Below are 20,427 nucleotides of genomic sequence, written 5' to 3'. Positions count from 1 at the left end.
AATGAAGGAAAAGAGCTATCGTGTGGATTGGGAAGTTATTGAGGAAATTGTTGTATTGCATAGAAGCCAAGGAGGCTGGGCAAAAGAGCTAAATTTGATCAGTTGGAATGGAGATAATCCAAAGTTTGACGTGAGGTGGTGGAATCCTGATAAAACAAGGGTTGGTAAGGGGTTCACTTTTACCAAAGAGGAATTAAAAATACTGTATTACACTTTACCAGAAGCACTTCATATATAATAGGCAAATATTTTCTACCGCAGACCATTATTGTTATACTGAAAAAAATGAACAAAAATGGAGTTGATGGGTGAAGATGAAAAAAAGAAGGTGGTTCAGCTTGATTTTATTGTCATTTCTGCTTGTTTTAAGTGCGTGTGGCAATAAAGCAGAAGTTGGCATGAATGAAATGACTCTAAAAGAGTTAAAGGAAAAATTAGATAATGAAGAATCATTTCTTTTAGTAACATTCTCAGCAAGTAAGGAAGATGTGGAAAAATCGGAACTAGTAGAGGCATTTGACAAGTCATTAAGCAAAGAAGAACAGACGGCTTTTTATGTGAATTTCGATGGGGAAAGTCAGGACACCCTTGATCAATTAGGTGAAAAATATACCCCTTCCGACTATAAAGGGGATGTATGGGAACCGAAAGATGATGGATTGGTTCTAATTGCAGATGGGGCTGTGATGAAAAATCCAAGAGAAACATTGTTATCTCAATCATTAATTGAAGGCACAGCAAATGGAGATGACGGCTATGAAACTAGCTTCATGGAATACATGGATGACATAGATGCAGGGATTGCTAGTGCATTGGATTTCGCAAAGCAAAATGATATTGAATTAAGTTATTGATGGTATTAGGATACCATACGGATTTATGGTTGATTGATATTTGTAATATCTTAAAACGATTAAATAAAATTATATTCCCCAACAAGCTTGCCAAGGTAGTGTGAAAGTGTTTCTAATAATAGGAAACCTGATATAATGAAAGTAATTTATACCTGAGAGGCGGTTTGATGAATGGGATATTTTCTAGATGCACCTGCTAACATTGTAGGTAATAGTTTTTTAAGGGAACCACAAGAGGATGCATACAGAGCCATATATAATCATTTTGTAAATGAAAAAAGTGTGGAACATGCATTAGTTACACTTCCAACTGGCACCGGTAAGACCGGTTTGATGGGTATAGCACCTTTTAAAATTGCGAGAGGAAGAGTACTAATTATTACTCCCCAAACAGTAATAAGAGATTCGGTTCTGGGATCATTAGATCCAACTCATCCAAAAAATTTCTGGATGTTTTCAAGAGTATTTGATGAAGTCCAACACTTACCTAGTTTAATAGAATACGAGAAAATATTGACGGATGAAATAATTCATCAAGCAGATATAGTGGTGTTAAATGTTCATAAATTACAAGAACGCTTAGATTCCTCATTGATAAAAAGGGTCAGTCCTGATTTTTTCGATATGATAATTATTGATGAGGCACATCATGCTGAAGCTAAAACGTGGAAAAGAGCAATAGAGTATTTCGAAGGAAGTAAAATACTCAAGGTTACAGGGACACCTTTTAGAAGTGATGGTAGAAGCTTAGAAGGAAAAGAAATATATAAATATAGTTTAGCTCAAGCTATGGCTAAAGGTTATATAAAAAGTTTGGAAAAAATTGATCATATTCCTGATCAAATGTTTTTTACACTAGATAACGACCCTAGTAGGACATATACACTTGATGAATTAAGGGAAGGCAATATTAGGGAAGAAAATTGGATACAACGATCCGTTGCCTTATCTAGAGAAAGTAATGAGAAGATTGTTGACCTTTCGATTAAGCATCTGAAAGAGAAGAAGGAATTAACAAATAATCCGCATAAGGTTATAGCCGTAGCATGTAGTATCCAGCATGCAGAAGATATTCAAAATATTTATAAAGATAAAGGTTATGAGTCATCAATCGTCCATAGTAAACTTGAAAAATTTGAGCAAGAAAGGGAGCTCAAAAAGATAAATGATGACAAAGTTGATGTGGTTATAAACGTTGCGATGCTAGGCGAAGGATATGACCACAAGTTTTTATCAATAGCGGCAGTTTTTCGGCCATTTAAAACGCTGCTTCCGTATGCCCAATTCGTCGGTCGTACTTTAAGATCGATTGAAATGGAAGATGGAACTTTCACAGAAGAGGATAACACAGCTGTACTTATACATCATAAGGAATTAGGACTCGAACCATTGTGGGATTATTATAAAAAAGAAAAAGTTAAGCGGGATGCTATAAAAAAGATAAAGGAAGACAAAAACTTAGATTTAGGTGGATTTGGTTCAAAGAATTTAACAAAGGGAGTAGCTAATGAATCAGAAGATTTTAGAATTGAAAAAGACACCTTTGTGGAAACTGAATTAATAAGGAAAAGAAAAGAGAAGTTAGAAGAAGAGAATAAGAAAATTAGGGAACTTCAGGAATTATTAGGTGTAGATGAAGATAAAGCCAAAGATTTTATTAGGCAGTCTAAAAAGAGCACAGATTCAGAAAGGTTGCTTCGTCCGGATAAATTTTACTTCCAAAGAAGAAAAGATTTAGATATACTAATTCGTGAAGAACTGATCCCTGAATTCGTAGCTGATTATAATCTTGATGTAGACGGTGTGGAGTTGGTAAAAGGAAGGTATATTTTGCCTAGAAAAAGTTACGGATGGATTTACGGAACCGCTAAGACAAATGGGGCTTTATTAGGGACATATTTTAATGCATACTTAAAAAATGAATTGAAAGTTCCGCGTGACCAATGGACACTAGATCAATATGAGGAAGCGATTGAATTAGCCAAGTCTCTTGATAGATATATTCGTGAGATAGTGGATAAAAACAAGGAGGAAGATGAATGAAGGAAATACTTGAACAGTTGTATGACGAACTTTATTCGCCTAAAGTAAACCCCGAGGAATTAATTAACAATGCCACTTTACCAAATTATATTTCAGTAAACATTGTGTCGAATCAAATTGGACTAATGGTTACCACTGAATGCATCGTAGATAAGGATATAGAGGCTAAGTATAAGTATCAATTCGATAAAGAGAAGCGATTACTTACATTAGTAGGTGATATAGATGGGGAAATCGATGTTATTTATGACAGGAGTAAAGAAATAACACGTAAGTATAAAGAAATAAAAGAATATATGGAATTTAGAGTGCAAGCAGTTTAATTTAATAAGGGCCTTTTTAAGGTCAATATCTTCTTCTACAAACAGATTAATTGCTGAGATACGGAAATTCAAGGAATTTGAGACAGAAAATTTTATACTATTTTCTGAGTATCTCATGCTTATAGTAAACTGTTAAGAATCCATTTCATGGGTTCTTTTTTTAATTCCAAAAGGTGGTGAAAACAATATATGAACGATGAGGCAATGAAAAAGTTATATGAGGATTTATCGGATATTCTCGATATTTCCAGTGGTTGGCTGTATGATGATCTTCTCCGAAATATCGGTTGGGGCATTATACAGCTTTTAGTATGGATTAATGATTGGATTGAAGGCGTTGCTACGAAAGTAATTACCTTAGGTGGTTTATATGATAGTGAAGACATGGGTGGCTTCATAGATATCTTGCAGCCCCTTGCAATCGGGCTGTTTGTCGTTTCTGTAACAGTCCTTGGTTTTATGTTCATGCTGAATAAAGTGGAAAAACGGAATGAAATCATTATGAATGTGTTAATTGCAGTGAGTGTCATTGTTATTTTGCCTAGTTTAATGGGAATGATGGAGGATTTGCTGCATAAAGGACTGGATACGGTGGATGCAAATGGGAACATTTCTGATAATGTCTTAAAACGAAATATCTCTGATTTAAAGTACTATCTCGATAGTGATTTCAATTATGCAGATGGGACAAACAAAGACACTGTAATGGGGGATGAGAATACATTGCCACATCCTCCTCATCGAACAGAAAAGGATATTGGAACGAGTAATTACTATTATGCAAATAAGCTGAAGAACCCCGATTTGATCGATGTAACTGAAAAGCTTGATATCTATGAAGATGAAGGTTGGTTTAGCTGGACTACAGAAGATTGGGTTAAAGAATTGACGAACGATGAAAAGGAATTTTTAAAAAACAGACTTGTTCAAAATGGAGACGGTACTTCAAGAATTGAAAAATTAAGTGAAAACTCGGTACCAGCGACAAACTTAGGGCAGCAAAGTTATTATCGTTATCACGTCAATTGGGCTATTGCCATTACGATATTAGCTGTGACAGGATTTGCCTTGATAGTAACAACATTAAAAATTGGCCGTGCCATGTTTGATTTAGCTTTTCATCAAATATACGCCATGTTCACCGCATCAACAGACATAACAGGTGGTCAACGATTGAAGAAAGTATTAACTGAAATTGTTAGTACGTTTGCCGTTATCTTTGTGATGATTGTACTTCTGAAATTGTTCATTATCTATGCACAGTGGGCGAACGATTTGGAGCAAGAGATTGGAATTGTAGGTGTCATTATCTTGCTCATTGCTGGAGCATGGGCGCTTATTGATGCTCCGGATATCGTACAACGAACAATGGGAATAGATGCTGGACTCCGTTCAGGATGGCAGGCGATGATGGGCGCATATGCTGGTACGAAAATGGCTGGCGCTGGTGCATCTATGGTTGGAAAAGGAGCCGGGAAAGTTGTTAAAACTGGTGGCAAAACGGCAGGAGGTATTGGTGCAAGTGGAGTTGGTGCATACAAAGGGATGAAAGCTGGTATGCGAAACAACAATACGAAGCCTGTTCCTCCGCGCAATCCAGATCAAGAAACTTCTCAACATGAACGACAATTTTCAACAAATGCGATAAACAATCCAAGTGTTGATTCAAAAACAAACACTGTTCCAACAAAGCCAAATGCAAGTATTCCTAGTCGCAGTGGTTCGCTGGCAAGTAGTATCCCTGTCAACACAAGTAATGTGTCAGGAAGCGATAGTGGCGGGTCCAGTAATGTAGGTGAAGGTGCAACTTCATCTAGTCAGCATAAGCCGATTATCAATGCTGGTGGGCAAGGACATATTCATCCACAAAGCAAACATACGTTACTTGGTGGAAATCGAACTGTACAACGTGCAAATCATTTTCTTTCCCGAGCGCATAATACAGGTTATGACATTGGACAAAAATTGAGCCAATTTAAGGGGAACGTACAACAGGCAAAGCAAATTAAAATCGAAAAAAGGGGATTGAAATCCAATGAAATACGAGATACCGAAAGAGATTAAATCCAAGCCGAAAATAGTAGGATTAGAAATGAGGGAGCTGGTCATTATTTTGATTAGCTCTCTTTTATTATTAACGGTCTTACGGGAATTGGTGCATAGCCTATTTATTCTATTTTATTTCGGTATAGCCATCATAGGCATGATTTATTTGTTTCTGCCGAGCGGTAACAATCCCGAGAAGCGAAATTATGAATCTATCCTATTGATGTTTCGGCATAAAAAGGGAGTGTACCATGCAATGGATCGAAATGAAGTAGAGAATGAACAGTTTTTAAAAGACAAGGAGGGTGATTGATCAGAATGCAACCCTTAAAGTTAATTAAATCAGATCCGGAAAAGCCAGATGAGGACACAAATGGAGAAGTGAAGGAAAGGTTTCCAGATACAAATAAAAAACCTAACAAAATGGTTCAGCTACTGCAAAAACTTAAACATCAGAGGATAGTGAAAAAGGAATTTCAAAAAGGTATGAAAGAACAAGGCAAAAAGCCCAAGTTATTAAAACAGACATCTGCTATTCTTCCTTTTGTGCAATTACATGATGAGTACATTTTGTTGAAAGAAGGAGTCATGGACATTTTTCAGGTACAGACGAAAAATATTCATGCTTTAAATGATGCGGACTTAAATTACTTACTATTAAATCGAGCGCAATTCCTCAGAAGTTATTTTCGTTCTTTCAAGGAAGTCATTTTAAACTTCCCAACCAATACGGAAGTACAGCGGGCATATTGGTTGAAAAAACAGCAACAGGCGAAGAATCCGTCACGTTTAAAGTATATTGATCAAAAGTTATTCGAATTCGACTATTTAGAAAGAGAACGTTATAATCGGGAGTTTTTCATGTTTATCTATGCAGATGATAAAGAAGAACTGGAAGACCGAAAAAGTGACTGTATGCAGGGGATGCAAAGTTCATTTCCATTACAGAGAATATCCAAGAACAAAAAGGAACAGATATTATTTCTATTAAACAATCAAAATACGCAGCTTTAAAGAAAGGATGGTAAGTGTGAAACAACATACAAATACTTTTATTGAGGAAGAAAAGAATTCTAAGAAACCAAAACTGGATAAAGCGTTTTTAACGAAAATACAACCCCAAGGTGGCATGACTTTTAAAGATAAGTACATTCAAAAAGGAGACGGTTATGAAGCGTGCGTCCATGTGTGGGATTATCCTTCCAACGTCAATTTGCTTTGGTTGGATAAAGTGATGGCCATGTATGATGTTACTGTGGTAGCTGATGTGACCACGATGGATCAGGATGAAACGATTAGTTCGATTAATAAGAGTATGGTGGAACATGATGTCCGTTTTCGTAGCGCGAAACAAGAATCTGACCGGATGGACGCTCAACGAAGTTATAAAGAAATGGAAGATTTATATCAGCAAATTTCCGAAATGGGAGAAGTTATTAAGCTTCTCCATATTCGCTTATTTGTTGCTACACCAACAATTTGGGAATTAGAAAGGAAGGTGGAGCAAACCATATCTAAACTCAATTCCATTGGATTTAAGGGGCAAATATTTTTGAACGAAACCTACTACGAATGGCAATCATTATTCCTGCCCTATGAGCAGCAAATTAGATTTCCGAATAAAAGAGAGGGAAAAGGGATGCCAGCCATTACGCTTGCATCTGGATTACCGTATCACTTTTCAGAGTTAAATGATCGAACAGGCAGTTTTTTAGGTACATCGTTTACTGGTGGAAATGTTCTATTTGATTTGTTTCATAAAGATAAATTAAGACGCTTTTACAATGCAGTCGTTGTTGGGAAAATGGGCGCCGGTAAATCGACTACGTTAAAAAAATTACTTATGGATAATGAAGCTAGAGGAAATTTCATTCGAGGGTTTGATGTGACAGGGGAATTTAAAACCTTAGTTGGTGCACTAGGAGGTCAATCCATTAGCTTGGATGGAAGTGATGGGATTATTAATCCACTCCAAATTTATCGGGCAGATGATAAAAGCAATTACAAAGAAGAACAGGTAAGCTTTGAACAATATGAAAAGCAGTGCTTTATGCAACATATATCAAAGGTTGCTATCTTTTATGAATTTCTTGCTGGCAGTCCTTCTACAGAGGAAATTGAAGAATTTAAAAAGATCTTACGCATGTTTTATGAATCGCTGGGCTTTATGGAAAAAACTAAAACAACAGGTGTGACGACATTGGGAAACAAAGAATATCCAATCTTTAGCGACTTGCTAGAATATATTCGAGAGCAGCTATATGACAACCCAGAGAAACGAACGATACGTCCTGAATTATCTATTTCACGGGTGGATCGGTTGGAGAAAATTGAATTAGTCGTTGATAACTTAGTGAACAGCTACGCTTCATTGTTTAACGGTCATACAACGATTCAGGATATCACCGATGAACAAGTGATTTTCTTTTCTATCCGTAACCTGACGAAATTGGAAAAGAATGTGTTTCAAGCACAAATGTATAATACATTAAATTTAATCTGGGATAACTTGATCCAAGTGGGAGCAAGACAAATGAAACAGATGTATCAGAGTGAAACGTTTGACCCTGATGATGCCGTCCGATTTTTAATTATGATTGATGAAGCACATCGTTTAGTTAATGCTGAAAATATGTTAGCTGTCTCTTTTTTAACAGATTTTGCAAGAGAAGCCCGTAAGTACTTTGGTGGGATGATTTTAGCAAGTCAATCCATCAGAGACTTTGTTCCAGATAATAAAGACACTGCAACCGTGACAAAAATACGTACGTTATTTGAACTAACTCAATATAAGTTTGTGATGCAGCAAGATTCAAACACATTGGACTCTTTACGAACAATTTTTGAAGGGCAGCTAACGGAAAGCGAATTGGAACACGTCCCTCAACTCCAGCAGGGAGATTGTTTATTAAGTATTTCAGGTGTCGGAAACATTATGTTATCCATTGAAGCGAGTGAAGAAGAATTAAAGCTGTTCACTGGAGGGTTGTAAACGATGCGAGAAGATAATCATGAAAAGCGAATGTTTTATAAGTTTATCTTTCTATTAGTAGTGACAGGTTTAATTGTGATTGTTTGTATATGGAAATGGACTGCCGATGATCCAAAGGAACAAGATCCGGAAGAAATGTTTGGGAAAACGGAACAGCAAGAGGATATGAATGAATCGGCTGGTTTAGATGAAGCTAAAATTAACGATGTATTAATAGATGAGGAAGATAAGAATTCAGAAGCACAGGAAACGAATACAAAAGATGAAAATAAGCAGAATGAACAAACGGAAAGTATTCAGGAAGAGGCCGATTTAGAACAAAAATATATTATCCAATATAGTGAACAAGAGGTGGAACAGGCGAAAGAGCAGGCAGAAAAAGTGCTTGCTCTTTATTTGCTACAAATAACGGATTGGGATAAGTGGAATGGGACAGTTACAGCAAATTATCTTGAAAAGGTGCAAAAGGAAATTGAAAACTTTAAAGACGAAAAAGCAAAAAGAGAATTGAATACAATTGATCTATTTGCCTCCCAACCTTTAAAAGATGGAGAAATAACGTATGGCGCATATGCGACATGGCATGTCACCGTGAAAGGAAAATTAACATCTAAACCAATGCAGTTATACTATATGACGTTACAAAAGGAAGGTGATAAGTGGATTGTCAGCAACATGGTGACACCGAATAATCAAAACATGGAAGGAGAGGGGAAGGAGAAGTAGTGAAGCATTTAAAACAATTTGCAAAACATATGATAAGGAAGAAGCTACTCATAGGAACGGGTAGCTTTTTAATTGCGAACATTATTCCTGTCCTAATCTTTCTTGTTCTTTGTACATTGTTGATGGCGGTTATTGGTGCATTAAGTGGTAGTGTTGATCATCAACATAATGATCAAGATGATGATGATGGAGGTGGTTATATTTGTTCGCCAACAGGTGATATGAATCAAAAAGAATGGGATAGTTACTTTAAGCATGAAGATCGCTCAGGCGTTTTCAAAGGATATGGTAATGATATTATCGAACTATCTGAAGAAAAGGGAATTGATCCAATTCTTTTTGGTGCTATCGCTTTACATGAAACAGGTTACGGAACTTCCAGTGGGGTAGTTGATAAAAATAATCCTGGAGGCTTAATGGATCCTGCAACAGATTGGCAAGCACTACAACGTTTTCCAACATTAAAAGATGGTTTAGAAGCCATGGCAGATACTTTATATAATCGTATTATTGTAGATGGATTAGTAACAATTGAACAACTGGGGGAAGTGTATGCTCCGATTGGCGCAGAAAATGATCCAAACAATTTAAACAAACATTGGATACCAACGATGAAAAAGTTAACTGCAAACATGGGTGGATTAACCATGAATTGTGAAGCAGAAGATCATGTTGATATGGAATTAATCGGTGGTAAGTCTTGGGTTTCACCATATACCAAAACCATTACTTCCGGCTTTGGTTATCGGTCGGGATGTGGAAATTGCACCACATTTCATGCTGGAATAGACATTGCAAGTGCTGGGATAAGGAATACACCGATTGTATCTTTTGCAGATGGGAAAGTGACCATAAGTGAATCGAACGGAACAACATTTGACTCCACTATAGAAAACATGGGGAACGGTTATGGCTGGTATATAGAAGTTGACCATGGCAATGGCATTAAAACCCGTTATGCTCATATGGACAAGAAAGGTATTCCTGCTGGAAGTGAAGTAAAAGCAGGTGATGTAATAGGGTATGTTGGTTCAACTGGGGCATCAACTGCACCTCATCTTCATATTGAGATCTTAATGGAAGGAGAGAAGGTTGACCTATGCCGTATGTAAAATCATTTTTAACAGGCAAAAAATGATAGGGGAAGGAGGATTTAGTCGCGTGAAAAGTAAATTCAATCGCAGAAGAGAGAATAAAGTCTATATTGGTATTATCGTTACACTAGGCATTTTGCTTGGTGTTTTTTTAACGTCTAAATCATGGATGTATGATGACAGTGCAATCGCACAAACGCCATATAATAAATCAATTAACGGACTAAATCAGACAACATTAATTTTAAGGAGTTGGGAATATAATCCGAAGAATCAACTCATGGAGGTAACAATTGAAACAGTTCATACGGGTACAGATGCAGTAGAACTACCAACATTTACATTTGAAGCAAAGGGAAAGGCATCAAAAGAAACCTACCCAGCAAAAAAAGTGTATGAATCCGACAATGTGATGGTCATTCACATTGAACATGTTCCAACTGAATACCGTGTTATCGGTTTATTTGTGACAGAGCATCGGGACGACAAAATATTGAAACAAGAGTATAAACGACAACTGGAAAATGATAGTGATGTTGCTACAACGGAGACAGATAAAATTGAAAAGTCCGATTTGCCGAAGCCAGAAGATGTGATCATTGTGGGGGATTATCGTGAGATTGAAGTAAATAAGAACCTTGTTGCAAAATCGGATAAGGCATATCAAAGAGAAGTAATTGCCACAGACATGGAACGAATCAAACAAGAAATATCTACAATTATAGATGAAAATATTCCTTTCCAACAGGAATTAATTGCGACTTTAACAAAGGAGAAAACATCATTAAAAAATGAAATGGAATTTGAAACGAAGGAAGAACAAACTGAAACAGAAAAGGAAATTGACAAAAAGGAGAATGCCATTTCCAGCGCAGAAGGAGAAATTGAAGCATACAAATCAAAGGTAAAAGAGCTCAAGGAAAAGTACGATAATCGGGAAGAAAAACTCGATAAATTGCTTCATCCTGAACGTCAATCAGTAGAAGAAAATCAAGAGTCGGAAGAGCAGAAACAGCAGCAAGAAGCGAAAAAGAAACATGAAAAACACCAAAAGCAGGATGCGAAAAAGCAGGACAAAAATAAAAAGGATGAATCTAAAAAGGAGCAGAAAAGGCAACAGCAAAAGAAGAAAAACAAAGATAAGCCTTCAGAAAAAGAGGGGAAATAAACATTAAAAGGTCTATATAAAACCTATATATTCAGCAAGAAACACCTATATGAAAGGTATATATTTGACTGGAAAAATGGGCTTACTGGAAAACTAGGCGCTGCCTAGTCACCCACGCTATGTGGGTACACTTTCCCCTTATCCTGTTCAACAATCCCTGTTCTTGTGAACGGGGATTTTACTATTTTCTATATGATGTGCGGAAGGAGTGGATTTGAATGGAAATAAAAATTCGGGATGTAGATGTTCGTGCCGTAAGAGTGTTGGATGAGGAAGCTAAAAAACAAAAGGTATCAAGGAATGTATTACTGAAACGAATGGTAGAGGATGCAGTGAAATTTGATGGCATTAAGTTAGCAGAAAAAGAATTAGATGTGACCGTGAGTCGAGTTGCAGATGGATTGGAAATGACGTTCAAACGTTTAAGCTATTTGGAAAAACGTACACTTAATTTGTATATAATTTTATGTGATGCACTTGGATTAAATCCAAAAGAAGCCGATCACATTTTAGATAAAACATTTGCAATAGATGACAAGGAGGGGAATTAAAATGAGCATGACAGAAGAGAAAAAACAGGGATCATACTTTTTGTTAAGTCCAGAAACAAAAGAAAATATTAAAGTGATAGCGAACGAAAAACATACGTCCCAAGCGAATGCCATTGCCCTAATGGTAGATGCTTATTTTGAAAATAGAGAAGAAGAATATGTTCTATTCAAACAAACGATTTCTGATTTGCTGGATGAAAAATTATCATTCCTCAAAGAGAAAATGAATCGCATTCAAGTAGCAAGTAATGTCATTGATCGTGACACGAAAATTATTCTGGAATTCATGAACCATTACTACTTGGTCAATAAATTCAAAAATTTAATTACAACGGAAGAATTTAAAACAAAAGGAATGGAACAAGCAGAAGAATTAGTTCAAAAACGGATTCATAAACAGAGGAAAAAGAAATTAGATTATGAACGGCAAAAAGAATTAAAGCAACAAGTTCAATCGGAAAGTCAGGAGTAAACAATGAGTCCAGCAGTTGTATTGAGAAGTAAATTTGTTACACCTAGGTCGAGTGCATTTAACGATTACATTAATTATATGGATCGTGAGGATGCGAAACAACATGTAAAAATGGATGTCTTATCTGATAAAGAAAATGATTTTGATGTGTTCTATCAATTCATGGATTATATGGATGATGAGGAAAAGCAAGGGGAGTTATTTACCTCTAGTAAAGACAGATTGGATGCCAAAGAAAAGCAAACAGTTAAAGAACTATTTCAATTAGCGCAGCAAAATGAATCGCCAATGTGGCAAGATGTGATCTCTTTTGATAATGAATGGTTGAGTAAGCAAGGACTATACAATGCAGTTACTCATACCGTTGACGAAACAAAAATGAGAAGTGTTGTGCGTGAAACCATGCAAGCCATGTTGCAGGCAGAAGGGATGCAGCAATCAGCAGTTTGGACGGCATCCCTGCATTACAATACAGATAACATTCATGTACATGTCGCAACCGTAGAGCCACATCCAACAAGAGAACGAATGAATGTATTGGATAAAGAATCGAATACATGGCATGAAGAATATCGGGCCAAACGAAAACCTAAAACGCTGGACAAAATGAAGTCTAAAGTTGCCAATGTTATTTTAGATCGTGCCCATGAGCGGAATAAGATAGATGAATTGCTGCGTGAGACCATACGATACAAAAAGGAAAATAATATTTCCTTATCATCTTTCCAAAAAACAGAAACATTATTTAAAGAAGCGATGAACCGTTTGCCTGATGACCGAAAACAGTGGCGTTATGGTTATAAATCTATCAATGAAGCCAGGCCATATATAAATGAAATAAATAAAATTTATTTAGAACAGTTTCATCCAGAAGAGATCCAAGCATTAGAAACAAAATTGGATGAAGAAGTAGATGTGATGCAAGAAATGTACGGTGAAGGAAGTGATTACCAACAATATAAAAACACCAAATTAGATGACCTTAAAAAGCGTATGGGAAACGCTATTCTAACTGAAATGCGTGCGGTCGATAAGAAAGAAAGAATGTCGGACTTCAAACAAAAAATAGCTATAAGACAGTTTCATGCACTGGAAAAAGAAAACCAGCAATCATTTTTCCAACAGTACAACGGAAGAGGAAATAATGATTTACATGTTTCCGTTATTCGTTTGAAGCAAGCGATGCGAAAAACATTTCATGATTACAAGCGAGAGAGACATATGGATGAATTTGATCAACTGATGGAGAAGGAATAATTTAATGGAAGCCTAACAATTTTCCGGCATGTTTGATATACTTTTGTTAGATTGTGGTGTTCAATTAACGGGCCAGATTATTGAATAAGATTGGAGTGAAACATAATGGCAACTGTCAATAATATAATTCAAGACATAAAAGAAGAACTAGATGGACTGCCAGGTGTGGTAGGAATCGTGTTAGGTGGATCTAGGGCAAGAGGAACTCATAGTCCGGATTCTGATATAGATATTGGAATTTACTATGATGAATCAAAAGGGTTTAATACCAATGATATCGAAAAATCAGCATTAAATCTTAATGACGAAAAAAAAGAGCATTTAATCACTTCCTTAGGTGAATGGGGTGAATGGATAAATGGTGGTGGCTGGTTAGTTGTACAGGGTTACCATGTAGATCTTATTTTTCGTGATATTAAACGAGTCAGTAAAGTTATTGATGACTGTTTGTCAGGTCTAGTATCCATTCATTATCAAACAGGACACCCTCATGGTTATTTGAATGCTATGTACATGGGTGAATTAGCTATTTGTAATGTTTTATCTGACCCTGAAGGCACATTAGCTGAATTAAAAAAGAAAACGGAACCCTATCCCGAGAAATTTAGAGAAGCGATGATTCAATACTTTTCTTTTGAAGCTTCTTTTTCCCTGATGTTTATGGAGACCAATGCTAATAAAGATGATATTTCATATGTAATGGGTCATTGTTTTCGAAGTATTTCTTGTTTGAATCAAGTTATTTTTGCGAAAAACAAGGTGTACTGCATCAATGAAAAGAAGGCTGTAGCCATGATTCAAGATTTTCCGATAAAGCCTATGAACTACAAAAAACGTATTGATGAAATTGTTTTTCTTCTCTCAACAGATAGCAATAAGACAAGCCAAGCTGTAGAAAACTTAAAAGAATTAATTTCTGAAACCAAAGCACTATAAATCTTCCGCAATCGGGCGCGATTGTTTAAGATGGTATCCATCCATCTCACAAGATTATAAAAGTAAATAGCACTTTTAAAAGCACAGACATTATTTGTTAATAATTAATTCTGTGCTTTTTGTATGCAGTTTTTTTAATGTAACTTATCGATTGATTTCACAACAGAAAGGAATGATTTAAGTGAAGAATAGCCAAAAGAATATTTTAGATTACTTTGGTGTTAACAGTCAAAAAGAATTACTGAAGTTTATGCAGGAGAATTCGGAAGATAAGGATGTTCTTTTATTGAAGGAATTGCTCATCCGTATAGAAAATGGCGGTGATACAGATGAATAATTTGTATGAGCATTTTGGCTGCACGTCCAAAGAGGAACTTTATCAAAAGGTAACAAAGGATGATGATTCCGTAAGAAGTTTAGTGGATTTTATAGATTTTTCAAAAGGACAAATGAGCAGCAAAGAAGCAGGAATCTCTTCCCCGCAAGATTTTATAGAATTCGTGATGAAGAATAAAATGCCCGACAAGGATGAAATGGTATCTGTGTTTTGTTCCACCAAAAATGAGCCACTGCATTTAAGCCGATATAAGCACCATGATCAAGATGATTTGAAAAGAGTGTTGAAAGAAGGTTTACATGCAGGCGGTGTATCCATGTTTAATTTATCAAACAGTTCTACGTCTACTGGTAAGGAAGCGGAAATGACCAATTATTTTAAAACATTTGGGATAGATGTGATTGATGGATTTATCTATAACGAATTCAGTGACACAATCACATCCAGTAAGGAAATGATTCCATATAGTCGTGATAAATATGCACCATCTGTAAATAATGTTGCCGAAAGTGAAAGTCATACCAAGACAGCTTACAATCTGCAAAATGGCATAAACACCTACCAAGGATTTGACGAATTTACTTCTTTTTTCGCTAATCAAGAGATTGTTGGATCTCATATGTTGAAAGATAATGCAAAGGTGAAGAAAAGCTTGAAAGTTGGTTATCAGTATGATTGGCAAGAATCGTTTGGAGTAATTGCTTGTGATGCTGATGGGAAAGTTCTAGCTGTTAAAGAACTTTTCAAAGGGTCACCCAATGCAAGTATAGTGGATAAGAAGGTATTTACAAAGGAATTATTGTCGCGAGAAGATGTATCAAAGGTTGCCGTTTTTCATAATCACCCTTCAGGCATACCGGAACCAAGTGCTGAAGACAAAAATGTGACTAGAGATTTAAAACGGATATCCGAAAAATTGGATGTACAGCTTTTGGATCATTTTATTGTCGGAAAAAAGAATGTCTATTCCTTTGCGAAAGATATTCCCGAATATGTAAGCAGCAATGAAGATTATAGAAAACTCATTGAAAAGCAGGCAAAGACAAAAGACAGTAAACAACATGCATTTGAAATAGAAATGTGAGCAAAAGAAAGGGGAAGAACGTTTTAATGGGACATACATTAATTTTAGCTGAAAAGCCGAGTCAAGCAAAAGCGTATGCAGATGCTCTTCAACATACAAAGAAACAAGATGGTTATATAGAAGTAAATGATGGTCGCTTTTTTAAGGAGAAAGCATATATCACTTGGGGGTATGGCCACTTAGTTGAACTACTTTCCCCTGAACAATATAACGAGACATGGAAAGTATGGAGGTTAGATCAATTACCCATGTTTCCGGACCAGTTTCGATTTCAGGTTAGTAAAGATAAGAAAAAGCAATTCAATATAGTGAAAAGACTTTTAAATGATCCAGCGGAAATTATTGTTGCAACCGATTGTGACCGAGAAGGTGAAAACATTGCAAGATGTATTTTATCACTTGCTGGCGCATCACATAAACCAACAAAACGATTGTGGATTAACTCTTTAGAAGTGGATGAGATACAAAAAGGATTCCGTCATTTAAACAACGGAAATAATTATCTTTTATTATATAAAGAAGCGCAAACAAGGCAATATAGCGATTGGCTAGTAGGAATGAACGCTTCCAGATTATATACATTGCTATTACAAAAGAAAGGGATGAAAGGCGTATTCAGCGTTGGCAGGGTACAAACAGCTACCCTTTATTTATTATACAAACGTCAAAAGGAAATTGAGGATTTTGTTTCCCAAGACTATTTTACCTTTCAAGGGAAAGTCCAAGTGCCAAATGGTTCGTTTGAAGCGAAACATAAACAACGCTTTGCAACAAAAGAAGAGGCCCAAAAAGTATTGCAAGAACAAGGCATTCTGCTTGGCATGAATAACGGTATTATTCAAGAAGTGAAAAAAGAACTGAAAAGAACAAAGTCACCAAAGCTACATTCTTTATCTTCCTTGCAAAGTACGGCAAACAAGCAATGGAAGTACAGTCCGTCCGAAGTATTAAAGATTGCACAAAGCCTATACGAAAAGAAAGTTCTGTCTTACCCTAGGACGGACAGTCACTTTATAACTGATAGCGAATTTGGTTATATCAAAAACAATTTATCGAACTATCAAGAATGTATCGGGGTAGATGTTGAAGTTGTTTATCCTGATGCCCAGAAGCGATATGTAGATAATACGAAGGTTGCTGAACACTATGCCCTTGTTCCAACAAAACAAACGCCAAATTTTAGTGCTTTAAACGAAAAAGAAAAGAATATTTATCAAGAAGTGATTGCAACTACTTTAGCGATGTTTGCTCCGGATTATGAATATGAAGAAACGAAGGTAGAGGTTGGTGTGAAAGGGATTAACTTTGAAGTGACTGGAAAAGTAGAAAAACAAATAGGCTGGAAATCATTATTTAAGAATCAACAACAGGCAAGGAAAAAAGAAACGGTCTTACCAGCAATGGAAAAAGATCAAGCTTGCCAAGTTAATGTAGAAATAGCGAAAGGACAGACAAAAGCCCCTAAGTATTATACCGAGGGGCAACTGATTAATGTGATGAAATACGCTGGAAAAGAGGTAGATGACGAAGCATTGCAGCATACTTTGAAAGAAAGCGAAGGCATTGGAACTGAGGCAACGAGAGCAAGTATCATAGAAACTTTAAAACACCAATTGTATATTGAGATTAGAAAGAATCAAGTAACTGTATTAGACAAAGGGAAAATACTTTGTCAGGCCGTAGAAGGAACGTTACTTGCTAGTCCGGAGATGACAGCGAAATGGGAAACGTATCTAAATAAAATTGGGGAAAATAAAGGATCGCAAGAAGTGTTTCTCGATAAAATAAAACAAATGATTGAGTCTTTGATGCAAGAAGCACCTAAGAAGATTGGTGACATGGAAAAGGCATTGCAACAGGTGAATGAAAAATCTTTTATTGGTGATTGTCCCTGTTGTAATCATGAAGATGGAAAGATTCAAGGTAAAGTAAAATTTTATGGATGCAGCCGTTATCGTGAAGGATGTACATTTACGTTACCGAAGAAATTCCTAGGCAAATCCATAAGCCAGACAAACATTAAAAAGATATTGAACGGCGAAAAATCCAACTTGATTAAAGGTTTTACGAGTAAAAAAGGAAAAAAGTTTGATGCGTATTTACGCTATGATCAAACCGAACAAAAAATGATATTTGAATTCCCGAAAGGATGATTGTGATGGATATGTATGTAAATGGAGCAAATAAGATGGTTGATTTAGGGTATGTAAAGGAAATTAAAGAGGCTAGTGTTGTCTTCATTGTTGACGCTGGGGAAATAGGAGTTGAAGTAGATGCAGTCACAAAGGATGTCCTAGCAATGATAAATCAGGCAGATGAAGAAGCATTGATTCCATTGGATATAAAGGAGAAGGCAGTCATCTTGGATGGTGCACCAGCTTGAAATACCACTAAGGGGAAGCCGTTTAGTGAAAACTGTATGTAAAAAGTGATGTTGATCGCTGATATAGCGGTCTTTTTATTTTGCATAATGAAACATTAATAGGCTGAGCAAATAAATTGCTGATATATCTAAGGGGCTTCCTGGTGGGAGTCCCTTTTATTTTTCGGGAGGATGATATTTCATGAAAAGGAAAACATTCGAACAAAAACAGGAAGAAGTGAAGCAATTAACAGAAACGATGAATCAGTCCATTGAATCCTATTTTGAAACACCTGAACAAATGGCCGAACATCTAGCTTTCATGATGCAGTTTTATCAATATTCATTACGAAATACAGCCTTAATTCAGAGTCAATTTAAGGGAGCGCAAGCAGTAGGAAGTTATAAGTTTTGGCAGGAAAAAGGCTTTCAGGTGCAAAAAGGAGAAAAAGCCATTCAAATTTTAGTGCCAAATAAGACGCAGCCGAAATTTAAAGATGAAAGCGGCAGATGGAAAAGTATCAAAAAGGCGACAGAGCAGGAAAAAGAATTAATCAACAAAGGGGAATTAGAGAAAAAGGGAAGTGGGTTGTATTTTGGAAAGGGCAGCGTTTTCGATGTTTCGCAAACTGATGCAAAAGCTAGTGATCTTCCAGATATTTTTCCGAATAGATGGCTGGAGGGGGGCATTGCAAACTATCAAAATATGTTAGAGGCCCTGCAAAAAGTGGGAGATAAACTGGATGTGACGATTGGCGAGCCTATGGAGGAACTAGGTGCTGCTAAAGGTGCATTTTACCAAGGAATAGATGGTAGAAAGAATCATATTGGTTTAAATCCTCGCAATGGCGAATTGCAAAACGTGAAAACATTAATCCATGAATTGGCCCATGCCAAGTTGCATGGTACACCCGGTAAGCATTTCAATCTAACTTCAGAAGAAAAAGAATTCCAAGCGGAAATGACAGCTTATGCAGTAGCCTCGTACTTTGATATTGATACAAGTGATTATTCTTTAGGCTATCTTGCCAACTGGACACAAGGAAAGGAATTAAAGGATAAAGCGCAATTACTTGAAGAAGTAAGGGGGGCAGCTGTTGAGTTTATGGAAACCATGGAACCTGAATTGATGAAAGAACAGGAGAAAAGCATGGAAAATGGAAAAGATGTGTTCTTACAAGCTGTTAAAGACAGGAAAGACTTATACGCTCTAACAGAAATTAATCAAGCAGCAATGGAGTATGTAATTGATTATAAGGAAGAAGAGTACACAAAAGGATTGTATTTTTGTGTGGATGGTGATGTAGTTGTAGGAGTGGATAATTCCACAAATGACGCTTGGACGGAAGAATTTGATCATGTCGTAAAGTGCAAGGCATGGTTAAAGAGATATGATTTGGATGTTGAGCTCCCACAAATATTCATTGAATGGTCAGAAGCACCAGAATTAGACTCTGATTCGATGATGGATTTTGCAAAAGGTAATGCATTTATGGAGAAGCTGGAGGAAAGATATCAGGATGATAATAGATACTATAAAACACGGTATAGCATTGTTTTTCCTAAGAGCAAGAATTCAAAGATGGAAGTTATTAATATGGAGCGGCTAGATGTTGGTGATGGCGAATTTTTAAATCCTCATCATCAGGCTAGAAAGGAAGGTAATCTTACTGACGAACAGAAAATGATACTTGATGGGGCGGTTTATGGTCTTTTGTTTGAAAATGAGAGACTTGATATTAATGCTTGGTTGAAAGACAAAAATGAGAAGAAAAAACTACAAACAGTAGACATGGATATGATGTGAAAATCTTAATAGTTTGATATACTTGCTATTAGTGTAATAGGGCTTTCATGGGTGGTAGCTCACCCCTTTTTTGAAAGGGGGTGATACGATGACAGTATTCGAAGCATTGTTTCTAATGATCGCATTCGCAACATTAGTTGTAGCTATACTGTCAGAACAAAAAAAGTAACCCCCCGATGAATGCCTAGCCGCATTTTGGTTGGTTACTTTTCTGACCTAAATATGTGAGCTGCCCCCTTGAAGGGCTTTTACACACTGGACCGTTCCATGTGCCAGCATGGGCGGTCTTTTATTATTGTATGAGTTTCTATATATAGTATACCTCATTTTCACCGTTAAATAAACATGTATGAATCATCATTGTATGATTATAAA

21 protein-coding genes are annotated in these 20,427 nt (G+C 36.4%); all 21 read left to right on the top strand.

The window, feature by feature from the left end; all coding sequences use genetic code 11:
* Position 1 precedes the first annotated feature (1 nt).
* Positions 2-238, top strand: a complete 237-nt coding sequence (locus B2C77_RS20540) for a YdbC family protein (RefSeq protein WP_077706721.1) — start codon at positions 2-4, stop codon at positions 236-238.
* A 70-nt stretch (positions 239-308) separates the two neighbouring features.
* The gene (locus B2C77_RS20535) at positions 309-854 is read left to right on the top strand and encodes a hypothetical protein (RefSeq protein ID WP_141130779.1); all 546 of its coding nucleotides are present in this window, start codon (positions 309-311) and stop codon (positions 852-854) included.
* A 171-nt stretch (positions 855-1,025) separates the two neighbouring features.
* The gene (locus B2C77_RS20530; protein WP_077706719.1) at positions 1,026-2,897 is read left to right on the top strand and encodes a DEAD/DEAH box helicase; all 1,872 of its coding nucleotides are present in this window, start codon (positions 1,026-1,028) and stop codon (positions 2,895-2,897) included.
* Positions 2,894-3,220 (top strand): hypothetical protein, encoded by a 327-nt coding sequence (locus B2C77_RS20525; protein ID WP_077706718.1) that lies wholly within the window; start codon positions 2,894-2,896, stop codon positions 3,218-3,220. Before B2C77_RS20530 ends, B2C77_RS20525 begins: the two co-directional genes overlap by 4 nt.
* Positions 3,221-3,424: 204 nt before the next feature.
* Positions 3,425-5,284, top strand: coding sequence for a pLS20_p028 family conjugation system transmembrane protein (locus tag B2C77_RS20520; RefSeq protein ID WP_141130778.1), 1,860 nt, complete (start codon positions 3,425-3,427; stop codon positions 5,282-5,284).
* The gene (locus tag B2C77_RS20515; protein WP_077706716.1) at positions 5,256-5,579 is read left to right on the top strand and encodes a DUF5592 family protein; all 324 of its coding nucleotides are present in this window, start codon (positions 5,256-5,258) and stop codon (positions 5,577-5,579) included. The genes B2C77_RS20520 and B2C77_RS20515 overlap by 29 nt, the downstream gene beginning before the upstream one ends.
* Before the next feature lie 5 nt (positions 5,580-5,584).
* On the top strand, positions 5,585-6,280 hold the full coding sequence (locus B2C77_RS20510) for a TraC-like domain-containing protein (protein WP_077706998.1): 696 nt from the start codon (positions 5,585-5,587) through the stop codon (positions 6,278-6,280).
* Positions 6,281-6,287: 7 nt separating this feature from the next.
* Positions 6,288-8,258: a VirB4 family type IV secretion system protein gene (locus B2C77_RS20505; RefSeq protein ID WP_077706715.1), complete on the top strand. Its 1,971-nt coding sequence runs from the start codon at positions 6,288-6,290 to the stop codon at positions 8,256-8,258.
* Positions 8,259-8,261: 3 nt separating this feature from the next.
* Positions 8,262-8,984: a hypothetical protein gene (locus B2C77_RS20500; RefSeq protein ID WP_077706714.1), complete on the top strand. Its 723-nt coding sequence runs from the start codon at positions 8,262-8,264 to the stop codon at positions 8,982-8,984.
* The gene (locus B2C77_RS20495) at positions 8,984-10,096 is read left to right on the top strand and encodes a M23 family metallopeptidase (protein WP_254844020.1); all 1,113 of its coding nucleotides are present in this window, start codon (positions 8,984-8,986) and stop codon (positions 10,094-10,096) included. The genes B2C77_RS20500 and B2C77_RS20495 overlap by 1 nt, the downstream gene beginning before the upstream one ends.
* Before the next feature lie 49 nt (positions 10,097-10,145).
* A complete protein-coding gene (locus B2C77_RS20490) occupies positions 10,146-11,246 on the top strand; it encodes a hypothetical protein (RefSeq protein ID WP_254844019.1) in 1,101 nt (366 codons plus the stop codon).
* A gap of 218 nt (positions 11,247-11,464) precedes the next feature.
* A complete protein-coding gene (locus B2C77_RS20485; RefSeq protein WP_077706713.1) occupies positions 11,465-11,797 on the top strand; it encodes a hypothetical protein in 333 nt (110 codons plus the stop codon).
* 1 nt (position 11,798) lies between these two features.
* Positions 11,799-12,269: a hypothetical protein gene (locus B2C77_RS20480; RefSeq protein WP_077706712.1), complete on the top strand. Its 471-nt coding sequence runs from the start codon at positions 11,799-11,801 to the stop codon at positions 12,267-12,269.
* 3 nt (positions 12,270-12,272) lie between these two features.
* Complete coding sequence (mobP2, locus tag B2C77_RS20475) at positions 12,273-13,526, top strand: MobP2 family relaxase (RefSeq protein ID WP_077706711.1); 1,254 nt, start codon at positions 12,273-12,275, stop codon at positions 13,524-13,526.
* A gap of 105 nt (positions 13,527-13,631) precedes the next feature.
* Positions 13,632-14,462, top strand: a complete 831-nt coding sequence (locus B2C77_RS20470) for a nucleotidyltransferase domain-containing protein (protein ID WP_077706710.1) — start codon at positions 13,632-13,634, stop codon at positions 14,460-14,462.
* 181 nt (positions 14,463-14,643) lie between these two features.
* The gene (locus tag B2C77_RS21830; RefSeq protein ID WP_176087386.1) at positions 14,644-14,799 is read left to right on the top strand and encodes a hypothetical protein; all 156 of its coding nucleotides are present in this window, start codon (positions 14,644-14,646) and stop codon (positions 14,797-14,799) included.
* Positions 14,777-15,883, top strand: a complete 1,107-nt coding sequence (locus B2C77_RS20465; RefSeq protein WP_077706709.1) for a JAB domain-containing protein — start codon at positions 14,777-14,779, stop codon at positions 15,881-15,883. Before B2C77_RS21830 ends, B2C77_RS20465 begins: the two co-directional genes overlap by 23 nt.
* 26 nt (positions 15,884-15,909) lie before the next feature.
* Positions 15,910-18,036, top strand: coding sequence for a type IA DNA topoisomerase (locus tag B2C77_RS20460; RefSeq protein ID WP_077706708.1), 2,127 nt, complete (start codon positions 15,910-15,912; stop codon positions 18,034-18,036).
* Positions 18,037-18,041: 5 nt separating this feature from the next.
* Entirely contained in the window at positions 18,042-18,266 is a 225-nt protein-coding gene (locus B2C77_RS20455) for a hypothetical protein (RefSeq protein ID WP_077706707.1), read from the top strand.
* A gap of 181 nt (positions 18,267-18,447) precedes the next feature.
* The gene (locus B2C77_RS20450; RefSeq protein ID WP_077706706.1) at positions 18,448-20,052 is read left to right on the top strand and encodes an LPD25 domain-containing protein; all 1,605 of its coding nucleotides are present in this window, start codon (positions 18,448-18,450) and stop codon (positions 20,050-20,052) included.
* An 88-nt stretch (positions 20,053-20,140) separates the two neighbouring features.
* Complete coding sequence (locus B2C77_RS22615) at positions 20,141-20,221, top strand: putative holin-like toxin (RefSeq protein WP_367946666.1); 81 nt, start codon at positions 20,141-20,143, stop codon at positions 20,219-20,221.
* Positions 20,222-20,427 lie beyond the last annotated feature (206 nt).

Origin of the sequence: Virgibacillus dokdonensis, assembly GCF_900166595.1 — a bacterium.
GTDB lineage: Bacteria > Bacillota > Bacilli > Bacillales > Amphibacillaceae > Virgibacillus > Virgibacillus dokdonensis.
Note: the sequence above shows the minus strand (reverse complement) of the source record. Positions and strands in the feature narration are given on the sequence as shown.

Coding starts and splice junctions, on each gene's coding strand:
- B2C77_RS20540 (WP_077706721.1), top strand. CDS start 2: ATGAAGGAAAAGAGCTATCGTGTGGATTGGGAAGTTATTGAGGAAATT.
- B2C77_RS20530 (WP_077706719.1), top strand. CDS start 1,026: ATGGGATATTTTCTAGATGCACCTGCTAACATTGTAGGTAATAGTTTT.
- B2C77_RS20525 (WP_077706718.1), top strand. CDS start 2,894: ATGAAGGAAATACTTGAACAGTTGTATGACGAACTTTATTCGCCTAAA.
- B2C77_RS20520 (WP_141130778.1), top strand. CDS start 3,425: ATGAAAAAGTTATATGAGGATTTATCGGATATTCTCGATATTTCCAGT.
- B2C77_RS20515 (WP_077706716.1), top strand. CDS start 5,256: ATGAAATACGAGATACCGAAAGAGATTAAATCCAAGCCGAAAATAGTA.
- B2C77_RS20510 (WP_077706998.1), top strand. CDS start 5,585: ATGCAACCCTTAAAGTTAATTAAATCAGATCCGGAAAAGCCAGATGAG.
- B2C77_RS20505 (WP_077706715.1), top strand. CDS start 6,288: ATGGTAAGTGTGAAACAACATACAAATACTTTTATTGAGGAAGAAAAG.
- B2C77_RS20500 (WP_077706714.1), top strand. CDS start 8,262: ATGCGAGAAGATAATCATGAAAAGCGAATGTTTTATAAGTTTATCTTT.
- B2C77_RS20485 (WP_077706713.1), top strand. CDS start 11,465: ATGGAAATAAAAATTCGGGATGTAGATGTTCGTGCCGTAAGAGTGTTG.
- B2C77_RS20480 (WP_077706712.1), top strand. CDS start 11,799: ATGAGCATGACAGAAGAGAAAAAACAGGGATCATACTTTTTGTTAAGT.
- mobP2 (WP_077706711.1), top strand. CDS start 12,273: ATGAGTCCAGCAGTTGTATTGAGAAGTAAATTTGTTACACCTAGGTCG.
- B2C77_RS20470 (WP_077706710.1), top strand. CDS start 13,632: ATGGCAACTGTCAATAATATAATTCAAGACATAAAAGAAGAACTAGAT.
- B2C77_RS20465 (WP_077706709.1), top strand. CDS start 14,777: ATGGCGGTGATACAGATGAATAATTTGTATGAGCATTTTGGCTGCACG.
- B2C77_RS20460 (WP_077706708.1), top strand. CDS start 15,910: ATGGGACATACATTAATTTTAGCTGAAAAGCCGAGTCAAGCAAAAGCG.
- B2C77_RS20455 (WP_077706707.1), top strand. CDS start 18,042: ATGGATATGTATGTAAATGGAGCAAATAAGATGGTTGATTTAGGGTAT.
- B2C77_RS20450 (WP_077706706.1), top strand. CDS start 18,448: ATGAAAAGGAAAACATTCGAACAAAAACAGGAAGAAGTGAAGCAATTA.
- B2C77_RS22615 (WP_367946666.1), top strand. CDS start 20,141: ATGACAGTATTCGAAGCATTGTTTCTAATGATCGCATTCGCAACATTA.